Source organism: Streptomyces novaecaesareae, assembly GCF_000716875.1.
Lineage (GTDB): Bacteria > Actinomycetota > Actinomycetes > Streptomycetales > Streptomycetaceae > Kitasatospora > Kitasatospora novaecaesareae.
This window is the reverse complement of sequence record NZ_JNWQ01000035.1, coordinates 13,592-26,856: the sequence shown is the minus strand read 5'-3', so window position 1 is coordinate 26,856 and position 13,265 is coordinate 13,592. Positions and strand designations below refer to the sequence as shown.

14 protein-coding genes and 3 tRNA genes are annotated in these 13,265 nt (G+C 71.6%); 14 read left to right on the top strand and 3 right to left on the bottom strand.

What is annotated here, in order from left to right; translation table 11 throughout:
- The first annotated feature begins 15 nt into the window (after window positions 1–15).
- Complete coding sequence (locus OP86_RS15450) at window positions 16–690, top strand: response regulator (RefSeq protein WP_030055763.1); 675 nt, start codon at window positions 16–18, stop codon at window positions 688–690.
- A gap of 316 nt (window positions 691–1,006) precedes the next feature.
- On the opposite strand, the gene OP86_RS15445 is transcribed toward OP86_RS15450, so the two are convergent.
- A complete protein-coding gene (locus OP86_RS15445) occupies window positions 1,007–2,275 on the bottom strand; it encodes an amidohydrolase family protein (RefSeq protein WP_033332015.1) in 1,269 nt (422 codons plus the stop codon).
- Between the two features lie 252 nt (window positions 2,276–2,527).
- On the opposite strand from OP86_RS15445, the gene OP86_RS15440 reads away from it, so the two are divergent.
- From OP86_RS15440 to OP86_RS15405, 8 genes are all read left to right on the top strand, one after another.
- Window positions 2,528–2,600 (top strand) — tRNA-Thr (locus tag OP86_RS15440).
- 43 nt (window positions 2,601–2,643) lie between these two features.
- A tRNA-Met gene (locus OP86_RS15435) sits at window positions 2,644–2,716 on the top strand.
- Window positions 2,717–2,799: 83 nt separating this feature from the next.
- Window positions 2,800–2,964, top strand: a complete 165-nt coding sequence (rpmG, locus tag OP86_RS15430; protein ID WP_006604855.1) for a 50S ribosomal protein L33 — start codon at window positions 2,800–2,802, stop codon at window positions 2,962–2,964.
- A gap of 131 nt (window positions 2,965–3,095) precedes the next feature.
- Window positions 3,096–3,554: a MaoC family dehydratase N-terminal domain-containing protein gene (locus OP86_RS15425; protein WP_030055765.1), complete on the top strand. Its 459-nt coding sequence runs from the start codon at window positions 3,096–3,098 to the stop codon at window positions 3,552–3,554.
- A gap of 5 nt (window positions 3,555–3,559) precedes the next feature.
- Entirely contained in the window at window positions 3,560–3,982 is a 423-nt protein-coding gene (locus OP86_RS15420; protein ID WP_030055766.1) for a MaoC family dehydratase, read from the top strand.
- Window positions 3,983–4,065: 83 nt separating this feature from the next.
- Window positions 4,066–4,635, top strand: a complete 570-nt coding sequence (locus tag OP86_RS15415) for a TetR/AcrR family transcriptional regulator (RefSeq protein ID WP_234435048.1) — start codon at window positions 4,066–4,068, stop codon at window positions 4,633–4,635.
- 87 nt (window positions 4,636–4,722) lie between these two features.
- Window positions 4,723–6,225 carry an MFS transporter gene (locus OP86_RS15410; protein WP_030259593.1) on the top strand — a complete coding sequence of 501 codons (1,503 nt, stop codon included), beginning with the start codon at window positions 4,723–4,725 and terminating at the stop codon, window positions 6,223–6,225.
- A 76-nt stretch (window positions 6,226–6,301) separates the two neighbouring features.
- The gene (locus tag OP86_RS15405) at window positions 6,302–7,345 is read left to right on the top strand and encodes a UDP-N-acetylmuramate dehydrogenase (RefSeq protein WP_030055770.1); all 1,044 of its coding nucleotides are present in this window, start codon (window positions 6,302–6,304) and stop codon (window positions 7,343–7,345) included.
- Between the two features lie 25 nt (window positions 7,346–7,370).
- Here the strand turns inward: OP86_RS15405 and OP86_RS15400 are convergent, their stop codons facing one another.
- Window positions 7,371–8,444, bottom strand: coding sequence for an adenosine deaminase (locus OP86_RS15400; RefSeq protein WP_030259596.1), 1,074 nt, complete (start codon window positions 8,442–8,444; stop codon window positions 7,371–7,373).
- A gap of 116 nt (window positions 8,445–8,560) precedes the next feature.
- Window positions 8,561–9,808 carry a pyridoxal phosphate-dependent aminotransferase gene (locus tag OP86_RS15395; RefSeq protein ID WP_030055771.1) on the bottom strand — a complete coding sequence of 416 codons (1,248 nt, stop codon included), beginning with the start codon at window positions 9,806–9,808 and terminating at the stop codon, window positions 8,561–8,563.
- A 284-nt stretch (window positions 9,809–10,092) separates the two neighbouring features.
- Here OP86_RS15395 and OP86_RS15390 point away from each other — a divergent pair.
- The 5 genes from OP86_RS15390 to rplA all read left to right on the top strand — a co-directional run bounded on the left by OP86_RS15390 (window position 10,093) and on the right by rplA (window position 13,154).
- Window positions 10,093–10,165 (top strand) — tRNA-Trp (locus tag OP86_RS15390).
- 146 nt (window positions 10,166–10,311) lie between these two features.
- Window positions 10,312–10,641, top strand: coding sequence for a preprotein translocase subunit SecE (secE, locus tag OP86_RS15385; RefSeq protein WP_030055772.1), 330 nt, complete (start codon window positions 10,312–10,314; stop codon window positions 10,639–10,641).
- Between the two features lie 210 nt (window positions 10,642–10,851).
- Window positions 10,852–11,754 (top strand): transcription termination/antitermination protein NusG, encoded by a 903-nt coding sequence (gene nusG, locus OP86_RS15380; protein WP_063832387.1) that lies wholly within the window; start codon window positions 10,852–10,854, stop codon window positions 11,752–11,754.
- Between the two features lie 165 nt (window positions 11,755–11,919).
- Window positions 11,920–12,354, top strand: a complete 435-nt coding sequence (gene rplK / locus OP86_RS15375; RefSeq protein WP_030055774.1) for a 50S ribosomal protein L11 — start codon at window positions 11,920–11,922, stop codon at window positions 12,352–12,354.
- A gap of 77 nt (window positions 12,355–12,431) precedes the next feature.
- The gene (rplA, locus tag OP86_RS15370; RefSeq protein ID WP_030055775.1) at window positions 12,432–13,154 is read left to right on the top strand and encodes a 50S ribosomal protein L1; all 723 of its coding nucleotides are present in this window, start codon (window positions 12,432–12,434) and stop codon (window positions 13,152–13,154) included.
- The last annotated feature ends 111 nt before the right edge of the window (window positions 13,155–13,265 follow it).

The following is a 13,265-nucleotide window of genomic DNA, read 5'->3' as shown; positions in this document are numbered from 1 at the left end:
AAGCGAGGCGGGCGCATGAGTGAAATCCTGGTCGTCGACGACGAACCCGCGCTCCTGCGCACCTTACGGATCAACCTCAGCGCCCGGCAGTACGCCGTCCGCACCGCCGCCAGCGGCGGCGAGGCGCTCGACCGGGCCGCGCACTGCGCCCCGGACGCCGTCCTGCTCGACCTCGGCCTGCCCGACCTCGACGGGATGGACGTGCTGCGCGGCCTGCGCGCCCACAGCGCGATGCCGATCATCGTGCTCTCCGGCCGGAGCGACGCCGCCGACAAGGTCGGCGCCCTGGACGCGGGCGCCGACGACTACCTCACCAAGCCGTTCCTGATGGACGAACTGCTGGCCCGGCTGCGCGCCGTGCTGCGCCGGCCGCCGAGCGGGGTCCTCCCGGGCCGGCCGGTGATCGGCGACTTCACCGTGGACCTCGCGGCCACCACGGTGAACGGCCCCGACGGCACCGTGCGGCTCACCCCGACCGAGTGGCGGATCCTCACCCTGCTGCTCGCCAACCCCGGCCGGCTGGTGCCCGGACGGCAGATCCTGCGCGAGGTGTGGGGCCCCGCCCAGGAGGGGCGTGGCAACTACCTGCGGGTCTACCTCGCCGGGCTGCGCCGCAAGCTGGAGCGCGACCCGGCCCGGCCGCGGCACCTGATCACCGAGCCGGGGATCGGGTACCGGTACGTGCCCTGACCGGCCCTCCCGACAGCGTCCCGGCAACGGCCCGGCAACGGCCCGTCAACGGCCCGTCAAGAGCGGCCGGTTCGCCGACAGGAGAGCGTCAAGGCCGGTCGGCGGGGGTGCTCCGTGGGCGTAGCGTCAGTGCTGACCGAGCGGGCCCTGCTCCGTGTGGGGGAAGCCTGGGGCCGCTCCAGCCGCCGTTGATCGGCGGCCAGCAGGTGGGGGAGGGGCGCGCGACATCCGTCGCGCGCCCCTCGGTCTTTCCCGGCCGCCGCCCGGCCCGCGCTCAGTCCTCGGCCCTGAGACTTCGGCCCTGAGTCTTCGGCCCTCAGCCCTCGGTGCTCCCGGACTGCCGGGGCAGCGCCAGCGCCACGGTGTCGGCGAACTCCCGCACCGCGCTGGTCCGGCTGACCACCCGGCCGCTGTGCACCACCAGCCGGCTGTGCCCGCCCGCGAGCGCCCCGGCCAGGCTGTCCCCGCGCACCGCCAGCAGCTCCGCCGGGAACCCGGCGTCCACCCGGACCGGCGGCAGCCCGAGCACCGCCCGGGCCTGGTTCGCCACCGCGTCGTACGCCGCCTCCGGGCCCAACTCCCCGCCCGCCGCCAGCAGGTACGCCGCCTCCAGCGGATCCGCCCGGCCGACCGGGTTGGACGGGTCGCGCAGCGCCCCGCTGCCCGCCGCCAGCGGCACCTGCGCCGCCGCCAACTCCCGTAGCAGGCCCGGCCGCAGGCCAGCCGCCCGGCCCTCAAGCCCGGTGCAGCCGCCGTTCTGCGGCAGGCAGACCACCCGCACCCCGCTGGTCGCCAGCACCGTCGACGCGCCGCGGGCCAGCGCACCGCACGGCCCGAGCGTCACCCGCGGCCGCAGCGGCGCCAAGGCCCCTGCCAGCCTGGCGAGTTGGGTGGCGTCGCCAGCGGTGGTGTGCAGGTCCACCGGACAGTCCGCCTCCCGGGCGGCCTCCAGCAGCAGCTGCACGTACCCGGCCGGGTCAGGGTCCAGCTCCGGGCAGCCGCCGGCCGCCGTGGCGCCCAGCTTGAGCGCCTCGCGCAGCTGCGCCCGGCCGTCCGCGCCGGCCCGGCCGGTGAGCAGCCGGGGCATCGCCACCGCCTGCAGTTCGGCCAGCCCGCGCAGTGCCTGCCGGGCGGTGAGCACCGCCTCCAGCCGGCGCAGCCCGTGCACGTCGCCGATCCGGACGTGGGTGCGCTGGGCGGTGGCGCCGTAGCCGAGCGAGGTGAGCGCGGCCTCGGTGACCCGGCGGGTGAGGTCGGTCTGGGTGTCCGGCGGCGGGGCGGACAGGGCGGCGGAGAAGGCGGTGTCGTAGTGGGCGTGCGCCTCGGCGGGGGCCGGGAGCAGCAGGTAGCCCTTGAGGTCGATCCGGGCGCCGGTGGTGACGGTGGGGGCGCCGGGCAGGGCGGGCAGCGGGCCGAGGCTGCCGACGGTGCCGACGGCCTGGATCCGGTCGCCGCTGACCCGGACGTCCACCACCCGCCCGTCGGCCAGCCGGGCGCCGGTGAGCAGCAGGACCGGTCCGTGCCCGAGCGGGTTGGCCGCCGGGCCGGAGCCGTGGTGTGGCCCGTCGGCGGCTGCGCTGTCCATCGTCGGCTCCTTCTCGTGCCGGCCCGTGGGGTCGGCCGGTCGATCCCGATCAATGAGGGTCGAGCCTATGGCGCGCGGGGGCGGGGCGCCGGGAGGCGGGCAATAGTCGTATCGGTTCGGGCCGTGCGGCTCGCGGGCCGATCGAACGCCCGGCCTTGGATCGCTCCTCCGTGCACCTCGCCCACCTGCGGTCTTCGCCGCGGGATACGGATTTCACCTCCGGGCGCGAAACGTGTAATCTCTTCCTCGTTCGCCCCTATAGCTCAGTCGGTAGAGCGTCTCCATGGTAAGGAGAAGGTCTGCGGTTCGATTCCGCATGGGGGCTCTGGTGAGAGGCAGTCAGCTTCGGCTGTGCTGCGGATCACTGTGGCGGTGTAGCTCAGTTGGTAGAGCAAGCGGCTCATAATCGCTGTGTCACCGGTTCAAGTCCGGTCACCGCTACCCCGCGTAGTCGGTCGGGAGATCGCACTCCCGGTCGGCTACTCTTGTTGTGTTCTTATTCGTTGTCCAAGGAAGGCACTCCCGTGGCTGCCACCGACGTCCGCCCGAAGATCACGCTGGCCTGCGTGGAGTGCAAGGAGCGGAACTACATCACCAAGAAGAACCGGCGTAACGACCCGGACCGTCTTGAGATGAAGAAGCACTGCCCCCGCTGCAACTCGCACACCGCGCACCGCGAGACCCGCTGACCCTCTCGCAGGGCATCGGGCCTGTGTGAACCAGGTCTTCGACTCCGGGCCGCATCCCTCACGAGGGGTGTGGCCCGGAGTCTTTTTCATATCCGTCCGCTTCGTATCCATCCGTGTTCCGAGGAGCTGCCATGGCACTCGACCCCTCCTTCATCGGGCGTAGTTACCCGCCCACCGAGCCGTACGAGGTCGGCCGGGAGAAGATCCGCGAGTTCGCGACCGCGATCGGCGACGCCAACCCGGCGTACACCGACGCGGAGGCGGCGAAGGCGCTGGGCCACCTGGACGTGATCGCCCCGCCGACCTTCCCGTTCGTGATCACCTACCGCGCGGCCGGCCAGGTGGTCGAGGACCCGGAGCTGGGCCTGGACTTCAGCCGGGTGGTGCACGGCGACCAGAAGTTCGCCTACACCCGCCCGGTGCGGGCCGGTGACCGGCTGTCGGTCGCGGTGACCATCGACAACATCAAGTCGCTGGCGGGCAATGACGTGCTCACCGTGCGTGGTGAGGTGACGGACGCGACCGGCGAGCACGTGGTGACGTCGGTCATGACGCTGGTGGCCCGGGCCGCCGACGAGGCGGGGGAGTGAGCGCGATGGCGATCAGCTACGACGAGGTCGAGGTCGGCACCGAGCTGCCGGCGCAGTCCTTCCCGGTGACCCGCGACACCCTGGTGCGGTACGCGGGCGCCTCGGGCGACTTCAACCCGATCCACTGGAACGAGAAGTTCGCCCTGGAGGTGGGCCTGCCGGACGTCATCGCGCACGGCATGTTCACCATGGCCGAGGCGATCCGGGTGGTCACCGACTGGGTCGGCGACCCGGCCGCGGTGGTCGAGTACGGCGTGCGCTTCACCCGTCCGGTGCCGGTGCCCAACGACGGGGTCGGCGCGGTGGTCGAGGTCTCGGCCAAGGTCGCCAAGAAGCTGGACGACCGCAAGGTGCAGGTCGACCTGCTGGCCACCACGGGCGGGCAGAAGGTCCTCGGGATGTCCCGGGCAGTAGTCCGGCTCGGCTGAGCCGTCGGGCCGCGGTGGGGAGCCCCCCCCCGCGGCCGGCCCGGGTCTTGCAAAGATAGTGATTGGCCACTAACTTAGAACGCATGGCGAAGTCGAGCATCCGGATGAGCGCGGAGGAGCGGCGTGAGAGCGTCGTCCGCGCCGCGTTGATCGAGTTCGCCCGGGGTGGCTACCGGGGCACCTCCACCGAGGCGATCGCCCGTCGGGTGGGCGTCTCGCAGCCGTACCTGTTCCGGCTGTTCCCGGGCAAGCAGGCCATCTTCGAGGCGGCCGCCGAACGCTGCGTCGAGGAGACCTGGCGGGTCTTCGACGAGGCCTCGGCCGGGCTGACCGGCGAGGCGGCGGCCGATGCGATGTCCGGCGCGTACCTGGGCCTGGTCGAGGACCGCGACCAGCTGATGATGCAGATGCAGCTCTACGTCTCGGTGTCCGCGGCCACGGCGGCTGGCGAGGAGGAGATCGGGGAGGCCGCCCGGCGGCTGTGGGAGAGCCTGTTCGATCGGGTCAGGATCAGGATCGGCGGCGACATGAAGGACGCCACGCAGTTCTTCGCGTACGGGATGCTGATCAACACGCTGGTGGCGCTGGGCTACCCGCCGGACCACCGGATCTGGACCGGGTTCGGCGATCACGAAGTGGCCGAGGCCGAATAGGCGGGCCGCACGGTGCGTCCGTGCGGCTCTTTTTCGGCCCATGAAAGTTATTGAGCAATCACTATCCTTAGGAGCCTGGGGGACGTCATGACGCAGACAACGGAGACAACGGAGAAGACGCAGAAGACGGAGGGTCCGGCCTTCGGCAGGACCGCGATCTGGACCCTGGTGATCGTCAGCGCGGCCAGCTTCATGGCCGCCCTGGACAACCTGGTGGTCACCACCGCACTGCCGTCGATCCGCGAGGAACTCGGCGGCGGGCTGTCCGACCTCGAATGGACGGTCAGCGCCTACACCCTGAGCTTCGCCGTGCTGCTGATGTTCGGCGCGGCCCTCGGCGACCGCTTCGGCCGGCGCAGGATCTTCCTGGTCGGCCTGGCGGTCTTCACCGCCGGCTCCGCCGCGGCCGCCCTCTCCCCGGGCATCGGCGAGCTGATCGCCGCCCGGGCCGTCCAGGGCGTCGGGGCCGCGGTGATGATGCCGCTCACCCTCACCCTGCTCACCGCCGCCGTGCCCGAGGCCAGACGGGGGCTGGCCTTCGGCATCTGGTCGGGCGTCAGCGGCCTCGCCGTCGCCGCCGGACCGCTGATCGGCGGCTCGCTGACCGAGCACTTCTCCTGGCAGTGGATCTTCTGGGTGAACGTTCCGGTCGGGCTCGTCCTGCTGCCGCTGGCCTTCCTCCGCCTCGGTGAGAGCCGGGGCGCGAACCGGGCCCTGGACGTCCCCGGAACGCTCCTGGTCAGCCTGGGGATGTTCGGGGTCGTGCTCGGCCTGATCCGCGGCAACCCGGACGGCTGGACCAGCCCGCTGGTCCTCGGCGCACTGATCGTCGGCGCCGTGCTGCTGGCCGCGTTCGTCCGGTACGAGCAGAGCGTGGCCGTCCACCCGATGCTGCCGATGCGGCTGTTCCGCAGCCGCGCCTTCTCGGCCGTCAACGCCGCCAGCCTGCTGATGTACCTCGGGATGTTCGGCTCGATCTTCCTGATCAGCCAGTACCTCCAGGGCGTCGGCGGCTACAGCCCGCAGGAGGCCGGCATCCGGATGCTGCCGTGGACCGCGATGCCGCTGCTGGTCTCGCCGATCGCGGGCATCGTCTCGGACCGGATCGGCGGCCGGCCGATCGTGGTCGCCGGGCTGGCGCTCCAGGCCCTCGGCCTGGCGCTGTTCGCCCTGGTCGCCGACACGGGCAGCGGGTTCGACTACCCCGCCGAGATCCCCGCCATCGTGATCTGCGGGATCGGCATGGCGCTGTACTTCGGCCCCACCGCCCAGCTGGTGATGGCCAGCGTCCGGCCGCAGGAGCAGGGCATCGCCTCCGGCGCCAACAACTCCCTGCGCGAGGTCGGCGGGGCGCTCGGGGTCGCCGCGCTCTCGGCGGTGTTCTCCGCGCAGGGCGGCTACCAGTCGGCACGGGCCTTCACGGACGGGCTGGCGCCCGCGCTGTACGTCGGCGCGGCCGCCGTCGCGGTCGGGGCGCTCGCCGCGGTGTTCATCCCGCGCCGGCGCAAGGCCGCGGTCGGGGCGGAGACCGCGGAGACGGCCGGGCAACCGGTGGCGGACCGGGCCGAGGCCGAGGCCGTACGGGTCTGAGCGGGTGCGGAGGGGAAAGCCCTGCCGGAAGGACACGCTGTCCTTCCGGCAGGTCCTCCCCCGTACGCTGGTGGGCGTGCTGGTAGAAAACGACGCCCCCCTCGCCCCGCTGACCACGCTCCGGCTCGGCGGCCCGGCCCGCCGGCTGGTGACCGCCCACACCGACGACGAGGTGATCGCCGCCGTCCGCGAGGCCGACGCGGCCGGCGAGCCGCTGCTGGTCCTCGGCGGCGGCTCCAACCTGGTCATCGGCGACGCCGGCTTCCCCGGCACCGTGCTGCGGATCGCCACCGAGGGCTTCGTCCTGGACGGCACCGCGCTGGAGGTCGCGGCCGGCGAGACCTGGTCCGAGGTGGTCCACCGGACGGTGCTGGACCACGACCTGGCGGGCATCGAGTTCCTGGCCGGCATCCCCGGCTCGGCCGGTGCCACCCCGGTGCAGAACGTGGGCGCGTACGGCCAGGAGGTCGCGCAGTCGATCACCGAGGTGGTCGCGTACGACCGCGCGGCCGACGAGGTCGTCACCCTCTCGAACGCCGAGTGCGCCTTCTCCTACCGGCACAGCCGCTTCAAGGCCGAGCCGGACCGCTACGTGGTGCTGCGGGTGCGCTTCCGCCTGGAGGACAACGGCGGGCTCTCCACCCCCATCCGCTACGCCGAGACCGCCCGGCAGCTGGGCGTCGAGCAGGGCGAGCGGGTCGCGGTCGCCGCGGCCTGGAACACGGTGCTGCTGCTGCGCGCCGGCAAGGGCATGGTCCTGGACCCGGCGGACCACGACACCTGGTCGGCGGGCTCCTTCTTCACCAACCCGGTGCTCACGGCCGCCCAGTACGAGTCCTTCCGGACCCGCCCGGGCACCGAGAACGCGCCCGCCTACCCGGCGCCGGAGGGCTGCACCAAGACCTCCGCGGCCTGGCTGATCGACCGGGCCGGCTTCGGCAAGGGCTACGGCAGCGGCCCGGCGACGCTCTCCACCAAGCACACCCTGGCGCTCACCAACCGCGGCTCGGCCACCGCCGAGGACCTGCTGGTGCTGGCCCGGGAGATCCGGGACGGGGTCCGCGAGGCCTTCGGGGTGGAGCTGGTGAACGAGCCGGTGATGGTGGGCGTCGCGCTCTGACGTGCGTTAGGCGGTCTGACGAGCGCTAGGCGGTCGCAGCGGTGACGGCGGTCGTGTCCGCGGGGGCGTGGCCGTCCGCCAGCCAGGCGTCGATGTCCGCCAGCAGCTCCTTGCGGACCGCCTCCGGCGCGACCGAGCCGCGCACCGACTGCCGTGCCAGCTCGGCGAGTTCGGCGTCGCTGAAGCCCAGGACGTCCCGGACCAGCTCGTACTGGGCGGCCAGCCGGCTGCCGAACAGCAGCGGGTCGTCCGCCCCCAGCGCCAGCGGCACCCCGGCGTCGAAGAGCCGGCGCAGCGGGACCTCCTCGGGGCGCTCGTAGACGCCGAGCGAGACGTTGGAGGACGGGCAGACCTCGCAGGTGACCTGGCGGTCCGCCAGCCGCTGCATCAGCCGCGGGTCCTCGGCGGCCCGCACGCCGTGGCCGATCCGGGCGGCGCCCAGGTCGTCCAGGCAGTCCCGGACGGACTCCGGGCCGGCCAGCTCGCCACCGTGCGGGGCGGCCAGCAGCCCGCCGTTGCGGGCGATCGCGAAGGCCCGGTCGAAGTCCCGGGCGAGGCCCCGGCGCTCGTCGTTGGAGAGGCCGAAGCCGACCACCCCGTGGTCGGCGTAGCGGACGGCGAGCCGGGCCAGCGTCCGGGCGTCCATCGGGGACTTCATCCGGTTGGCCGCGACCAGCACCCGGATGCCCACCCCGGTGGCGGCGGCCGCGTGCTCCACCGCGTCCAGGATCAGCTCCAGGGCGGGGATCAGCCCGCCCAGCCGGGGCGCGTACGAGGTCGGGTCGACCTGGATCTCCAGCCAGCGGGAGCCGTCCCGCCGCTCGTCCTCGGCGGTCTCCAGGACCAGCCGGCGGATGTCCTGTTCGTCCCGCAGCACCGAGCGGGCGGTGTCGTACAGGCGCTGGAAGCGGAACCAGCCGCGCTCGTCGGTGGCCCGCAGTTTCGGCGGCTCGCCGGAGCTGAGCGCCTCCGGCAGCCGGACGCCGTGCTTGTCGGCCAGCTCCAGGAGGGTGGCGGGGCGCATCGAGCCGGTGAAGTGCAGGTGCAGGTGGGCCTTCGGGAGGCCCCTGACGTCTCGCGGGTTCAACAGGCGTTCCATTCACCGATACTGCCGTATGCGGCCCCCAAACGGGAACCGCCCTCTTTTCGTCCCCCGAAGGGGTGAAAGAGGGCGGTGCGCCGGGTGAATCCCGTATGTCGGCCTGACGGCGGACGTCAGTCGCGGGCCTCGCCGAGCAGCTTCTGGATCCGGCTGATGCCCTCGACCAGGTCCTCGTCGCCGAGCGCGTAGGAGAACCGCAGGTAGCCGGGGGTGCCGAAGGCCTCACCCGGGACGGCGGCGACCTCGACCTCGTCCAGGATCAGGCTCGCCAGCTCGGCGGAGGTCTGCGGGCGCTGACCGCGGATCTCCTTGCCCAGCAGGCCCTTGACCGACGGGTAGGCGTAGAAGGCGCCCTCGGGCTCGGGGCAGATGACGCCCTCGATCTCGTTGAGCATCCGCACGATGGTCTTGCGGCGGCGGTCGAAGGCGGTGCGCATCTCGTGCACGGCGGAGAGGTCGCCGGCCACGGCGGCGATCGCGGCGCGCTGGGCGACGTTGGAGACGTTCGAGGTGGCGTGCGACTGCAGGTTGGTCGCGGCCTTGACGACGTCCTTGGGGCCGATCACCCAGCCCACCCGCCAGCCGGTCATCGCGTAGGTCTTGGCCACGCCGTTGACCACGATGCACTTGTCGGCCAGCTCGGGCAGCAGGGCGGGCAGCGAGGTGAAGGTCGCGTCGCCGTAGACCAGGTGCTCGTAGATCTCGTCGGTGAGCACCCACAGGCCGTGCTCCAGCGCCCAGCGGCCGATCGCCTCGGCCTCGTCCCGGGTGTACACCGCGCCGGTCGGGTTGGACGGCGAGACGAACAGCACCACCTTGGTGTTCTCGGTGCGGGCGGCCTCCAGCTGCTCGACCGAGACCTTGTAGCCGGTGGTCTCGTCCGCGACGACCTCCACCGGGACACCGCCCGCCAGCTGGATCGACTCCGGGTAGGTGGTCCAGTACGGGGCCGGGACGATGACCTCGTCGCCCGGGTCCAGGATCGCCGCGAAGGCCTCGTAGATCGCCTGCTTGCCGCCGTTGGTGACCAGCACCTGGGAGGCGTCCACCTGGTAGCCCGAGTCGCGCAGCGTCTTCGCGGCGATCGCGGCCTTGAGCTCGGGCAGGCCACCCGCCGGGGTGTAACGGTGGTTCTTCGGGTCGCGGCAGGCCTCGACGGCCGCCTCGACGATGTAGTCCGGCGTCGGGAAGTCGGGCTCGCCGGCGCCGAAGCCGATGACCGGGCGGCCGGCGGCCTTGAGGGCCTTGGCCTTGGCGTCCACGGCGAGGGTCGCGGACTCGGCGATCGCACCGATCCGGGCGGAGACCCGGCGGTCGGCGGGGCGGATGGACTGGTCGGGCTGCGGGGTGGAAGCGCTCATGCCTGCATCGTCGCAGAACCCGGACGTACCGGGCAGCGCGGTTCCAGTATCCGTACGGTTCCGTCCGGATCCCGGCCCCTGGCGATCCGTCGGCGGACGCCCCGTCGGACCGGACATCCGCCCGGCGTCGGGCCGTCCCGGAAGAAGAGGTTCGACCAAACACCCCTCGACCACGTACACTCGCTGCTCGACGGCCCGCCGAAAAGACCGGAGCTTTCACCGCTGTTACAGACAGCGGGGGGAGATGCGGTAGGTTGGTCGCCACCGGAGCCGCGAGGCACCGTAGGGCAATAGCTCAATTGGTAGAGCACCGGTCTCCAAAACCGGCGGTTGGGGGTTCGAGTCCCTCTTGCCCTGCTGCTAGATCCGTTCCAGCCCGTTCGCTCCACAGAGCGAGCGGGCTTGATGCGGAGATGGCACCGATCAGCACCGCTACGCCGGCTGGTCGTGCCCCATCGGGTGCGCGGCGAAGACCGGCAGGACCCGGATTCAGGTGAGGACGAGTGACGGAGACCACGGGCTCCACCGCAACGCCTGAGAGCGGCAACCCCGAGGGTGCCGACGGCGCTGCCGAGACCACGCCTGCCGATGGCGAGAAGAAGTCGGGCAAGCGTGAGAAGAAGTCCGGCAAGCGGGCCAAGAAGGGCCTCTTCGCCCGGATCGGCCTGTTCTACCGCCAGATCATCGCGGAGCTGCGCAAGGTCGTCTGGCCGACCCGGAGCGAGCTGACCAACTACACCGCCGTCGTGGTCACCTTCGTCGTGGTCATGATGGCCGTCGTGGCCGGTCTGGACTACGGCTTCTCCAAGCTGAGCCTCTGGATCTTCGGCTGACGCAGCCGCCCACCTTCGAAACAGCTTCCCGACCCGGGCCGACCTTCGGTCCGGGTCGAGCTGTCGGTGGCGGACGTACGCGCCGTTACCGTTGACTCGGTACTGTTGAAGTCTCCGAGACCTCAACCAGGCGCCCGCGTCAGCGGCAGCGTGCCGGGTCTGGTCCCGGAGCGCGCCACCTTCACCATCTCCAGGAAAGAAGCAGCCACCGTGTCTGAGTCCCCCCTGTACGACGCCGACGAGACCGTCCGCGAGGCGGATGTCGCCGCCGACCTGGACGCGGCCGAGCTGGCTGTCGACGCCGAGTCCGCCGAGCAGATCGCGGACTTCGCGGACAGCGACGAGGACGAGGTCGAGGCGTACGACGAGGCCGAGGCCGGCGAGCCGGCCGAGGAGGCCGCGCTGCACGTGGAGGTCGAGGTCGAGGCCGCCGCCGAGGAGACCGAGGACGAGGTCGAGGTCGAGGCCGAGGTCGAGGCCGAGGCCGAGGCCGAGGAGCCCGCCGAGGTCGACCCGGTCGCCAAGTTCCGCGAGGACCTGCGCTTCATGCCGGGCGAGTGGTACGTGATCCACACCTACGCCGGCTACGAGAACCGGGTGAAGCAGAACCTGGAGCAGCGTGCCGTCTCGCTGAACGTCGAGGAGTACATCTTCCAGGCCGAGGTGCCGCAGGAGGAGGTCGTCCAGATCAAGAACGGCGACCGCAAGACCATCCGCCAGAACAAGCTCCCCGGCTACGTCCTGGTGCGCATGGACCTCACCCCGGAGTCCTGGGGCGTCGTGCGCAACACCCCGGGTGTCACCGGCTTCGTCGGCAACGCCTACGACCCGTACCCGCTGACCCTGGACGAGGTCGTCAAGATGCTCGCCCCGGACGTCGAGCGCCAGGCGGCCAAGGAGGCCGGCAAGCCCTCGCCGGTCAAGCCGAGCGAGATCCAGGTGCTGGACTTCGAGGTCGGCGACTCGGTCACCGTCACGGACGGCCCGTTCGCGACCCTGCAGGCGACCATCAACGAGATCAACCCCGACTCGAAGAAGGTCAAGGGCCTGGTCGAGATCTTCGGCCGGGAGACCCCGGTCGAGCTCTCCTTCGACCAGATCCAGAAGAACTAGTCATACGGTCTTCGGATTCGGGGCGGGGCCGAGGGCCCTGCCCCGAATCCGTTTTGGTCCAGCGGCGCGGACGCGTTAGCCTGGTCCGATGTGTGTGCTGGCGGCCGGGTGTCGCCCCGGTGCCGCACGCACCAGCAATCACCTCTCGGAAGGACCCGGAGAGACATGCCTCCCAAGAAGAAGAAGATCACGGGGCTTATCAAGCTCCAGATCAACGCCGGTGCGGCCAACCCGGCGCCGCCGGTCGGCCCCGCGCTGGGCCAGCACGGCGTCAACATCATGGAGTTCTGCAAGGCCTACAACGCTGCGACCGAGTCGCAGCGCGGCATGATCGTGCCGGTGGAGATCACGGTCTACGACGACCGTTCCTTCACCTTCATCACGAAGACGCCGCCGGCCGCGCGCCTCATCCTGAAGGCCGCCGGTATCGAGAAGGGCTCCAGCGAGCCGCACAAGACCAAGGTCGCCAAGCTCACCAGCGCCCAGGTCCGCGACATCGCCACCACCAAGATGCCCGACCTGAACGCCAACGACCTGGACGCCGCGGAGAAGATCATCGCCGGCACCGCCCGGTCGATGGGCATCACCGTCGAGGGCTGACCAGCTCTTCTCGTCCCTGTGGTAGGGCCTGCGCAGGCCCGTGACACCACAACTCCCATCACCTTTCAGGAGCAGCAGTGAAGCGCAGCAAGGCTCTGAAGGCCGCGGACACCCAGGTGGACCGCGAGCGCCTTTACGCCCCCCTCGAGGCCGTCCGCCTCGCCAAGGCGACCAGCACCACCAAGTTCGACGGCACCGTCGAGGTCGCCATGCGTCTGGGCGTCGACCCGCGCAAGGCCGACCAGATGGTCCGCAGCACCGTGATCCTCCCGCACGGCACCGGTAAGACCGCTCGGGTCCTGGTCTTCGCGACCGGCGAGCGTGCCGAGGCCGCGCGTGCTGCGGGTGCCGACATCGTCGGTTCCGACGAGCTCATCGACGAGGTCGCCAAGGGCCGCCTCGACTTCGACGCCGTCGTCGCCACCCCGGACCTCATGGGCAAGGTCGGCCGCCTCGGCCGCGTGCTCGGTCCCCGTGGCCTGATGCCGAACCCGAAGACCGGCACCGTGACCCCGGACGTGGCCAAGGCCGTGAACGAGATCAAGGGCGGCAAGATCGAGTTCCGCGTCGACAAGCACTCGAACCTGCACTTCATCATCGGTAAGGTTTCCTTCACCGACGAGCAGCTGGTCGAGAACTACGCCGCCGCGCTGGACGAGGTGCTCCGCGCCAAGCCGTCCGCCGCCAAGGGCCGCTACATCAAGAAGACCGCCGTTTCGACCACCATGGGCCCCGGCATCCTGGTGGACCCGAACCGCACCCGCAACCTCCTCGTCGAGGAGGACCCGGCCGCGGTCTGAGCCCCAGCGCTCTAGAGCAGTCCGTACGACGGGCCCGTACCCCCTTCACCGGGGGTGCGGGCCCGTCGTCGTTCCCGGTGCCGGGCGGCGGGCGGAACGGTTGCCGGATCG

Bases quoted from the DNA above. Each gene is read 5' to 3' on its own strand.
- OP86_RS15450 (WP_030055763.1), top strand. From the start codon at position 16: ATGAGTGAAATCCTGGTCGTCGACGACGAACCCGCGCTCCTGCGCACC.
- OP86_RS15445 (WP_033332015.1), bottom strand. From the start codon at position 2,275: ATGGACAGCGCAGCCGCCGACGGGCCACACCACGGCTCCGGCCCGGCG.
- OP86_RS15425 (WP_030055765.1), top strand. From the start codon at position 3,096: ATGGCACTCGACCCCTCCTTCATCGGGCGTAGTTACCCGCCCACCGAG.
- OP86_RS15420 (WP_030055766.1), top strand. From the start codon at position 3,560: ATGGCGATCAGCTACGACGAGGTCGAGGTCGGCACCGAGCTGCCGGCG.
- OP86_RS15415 (WP_234435048.1), top strand. From the start codon at position 4,066: ATGGCGAAGTCGAGCATCCGGATGAGCGCGGAGGAGCGGCGTGAGAGC.
- OP86_RS15410 (WP_030259593.1), top strand. From the start codon at position 4,723: ATGACGCAGACAACGGAGACAACGGAGAAGACGCAGAAGACGGAGGGT.
- OP86_RS15400 (WP_030259596.1), bottom strand. From the start codon at position 8,444: ATGGAACGCCTGTTGAACCCGCGAGACGTCAGGGGCCTCCCGAAGGCC.
- OP86_RS15395 (WP_030055771.1), bottom strand. From the start codon at position 9,808: ATGAGCGCTTCCACCCCGCAGCCCGACCAGTCCATCCGCCCCGCCGAC.
- rplK (WP_030055774.1), top strand. From the start codon at position 11,920: ATGCCTCCCAAGAAGAAGAAGATCACGGGGCTTATCAAGCTCCAGATC.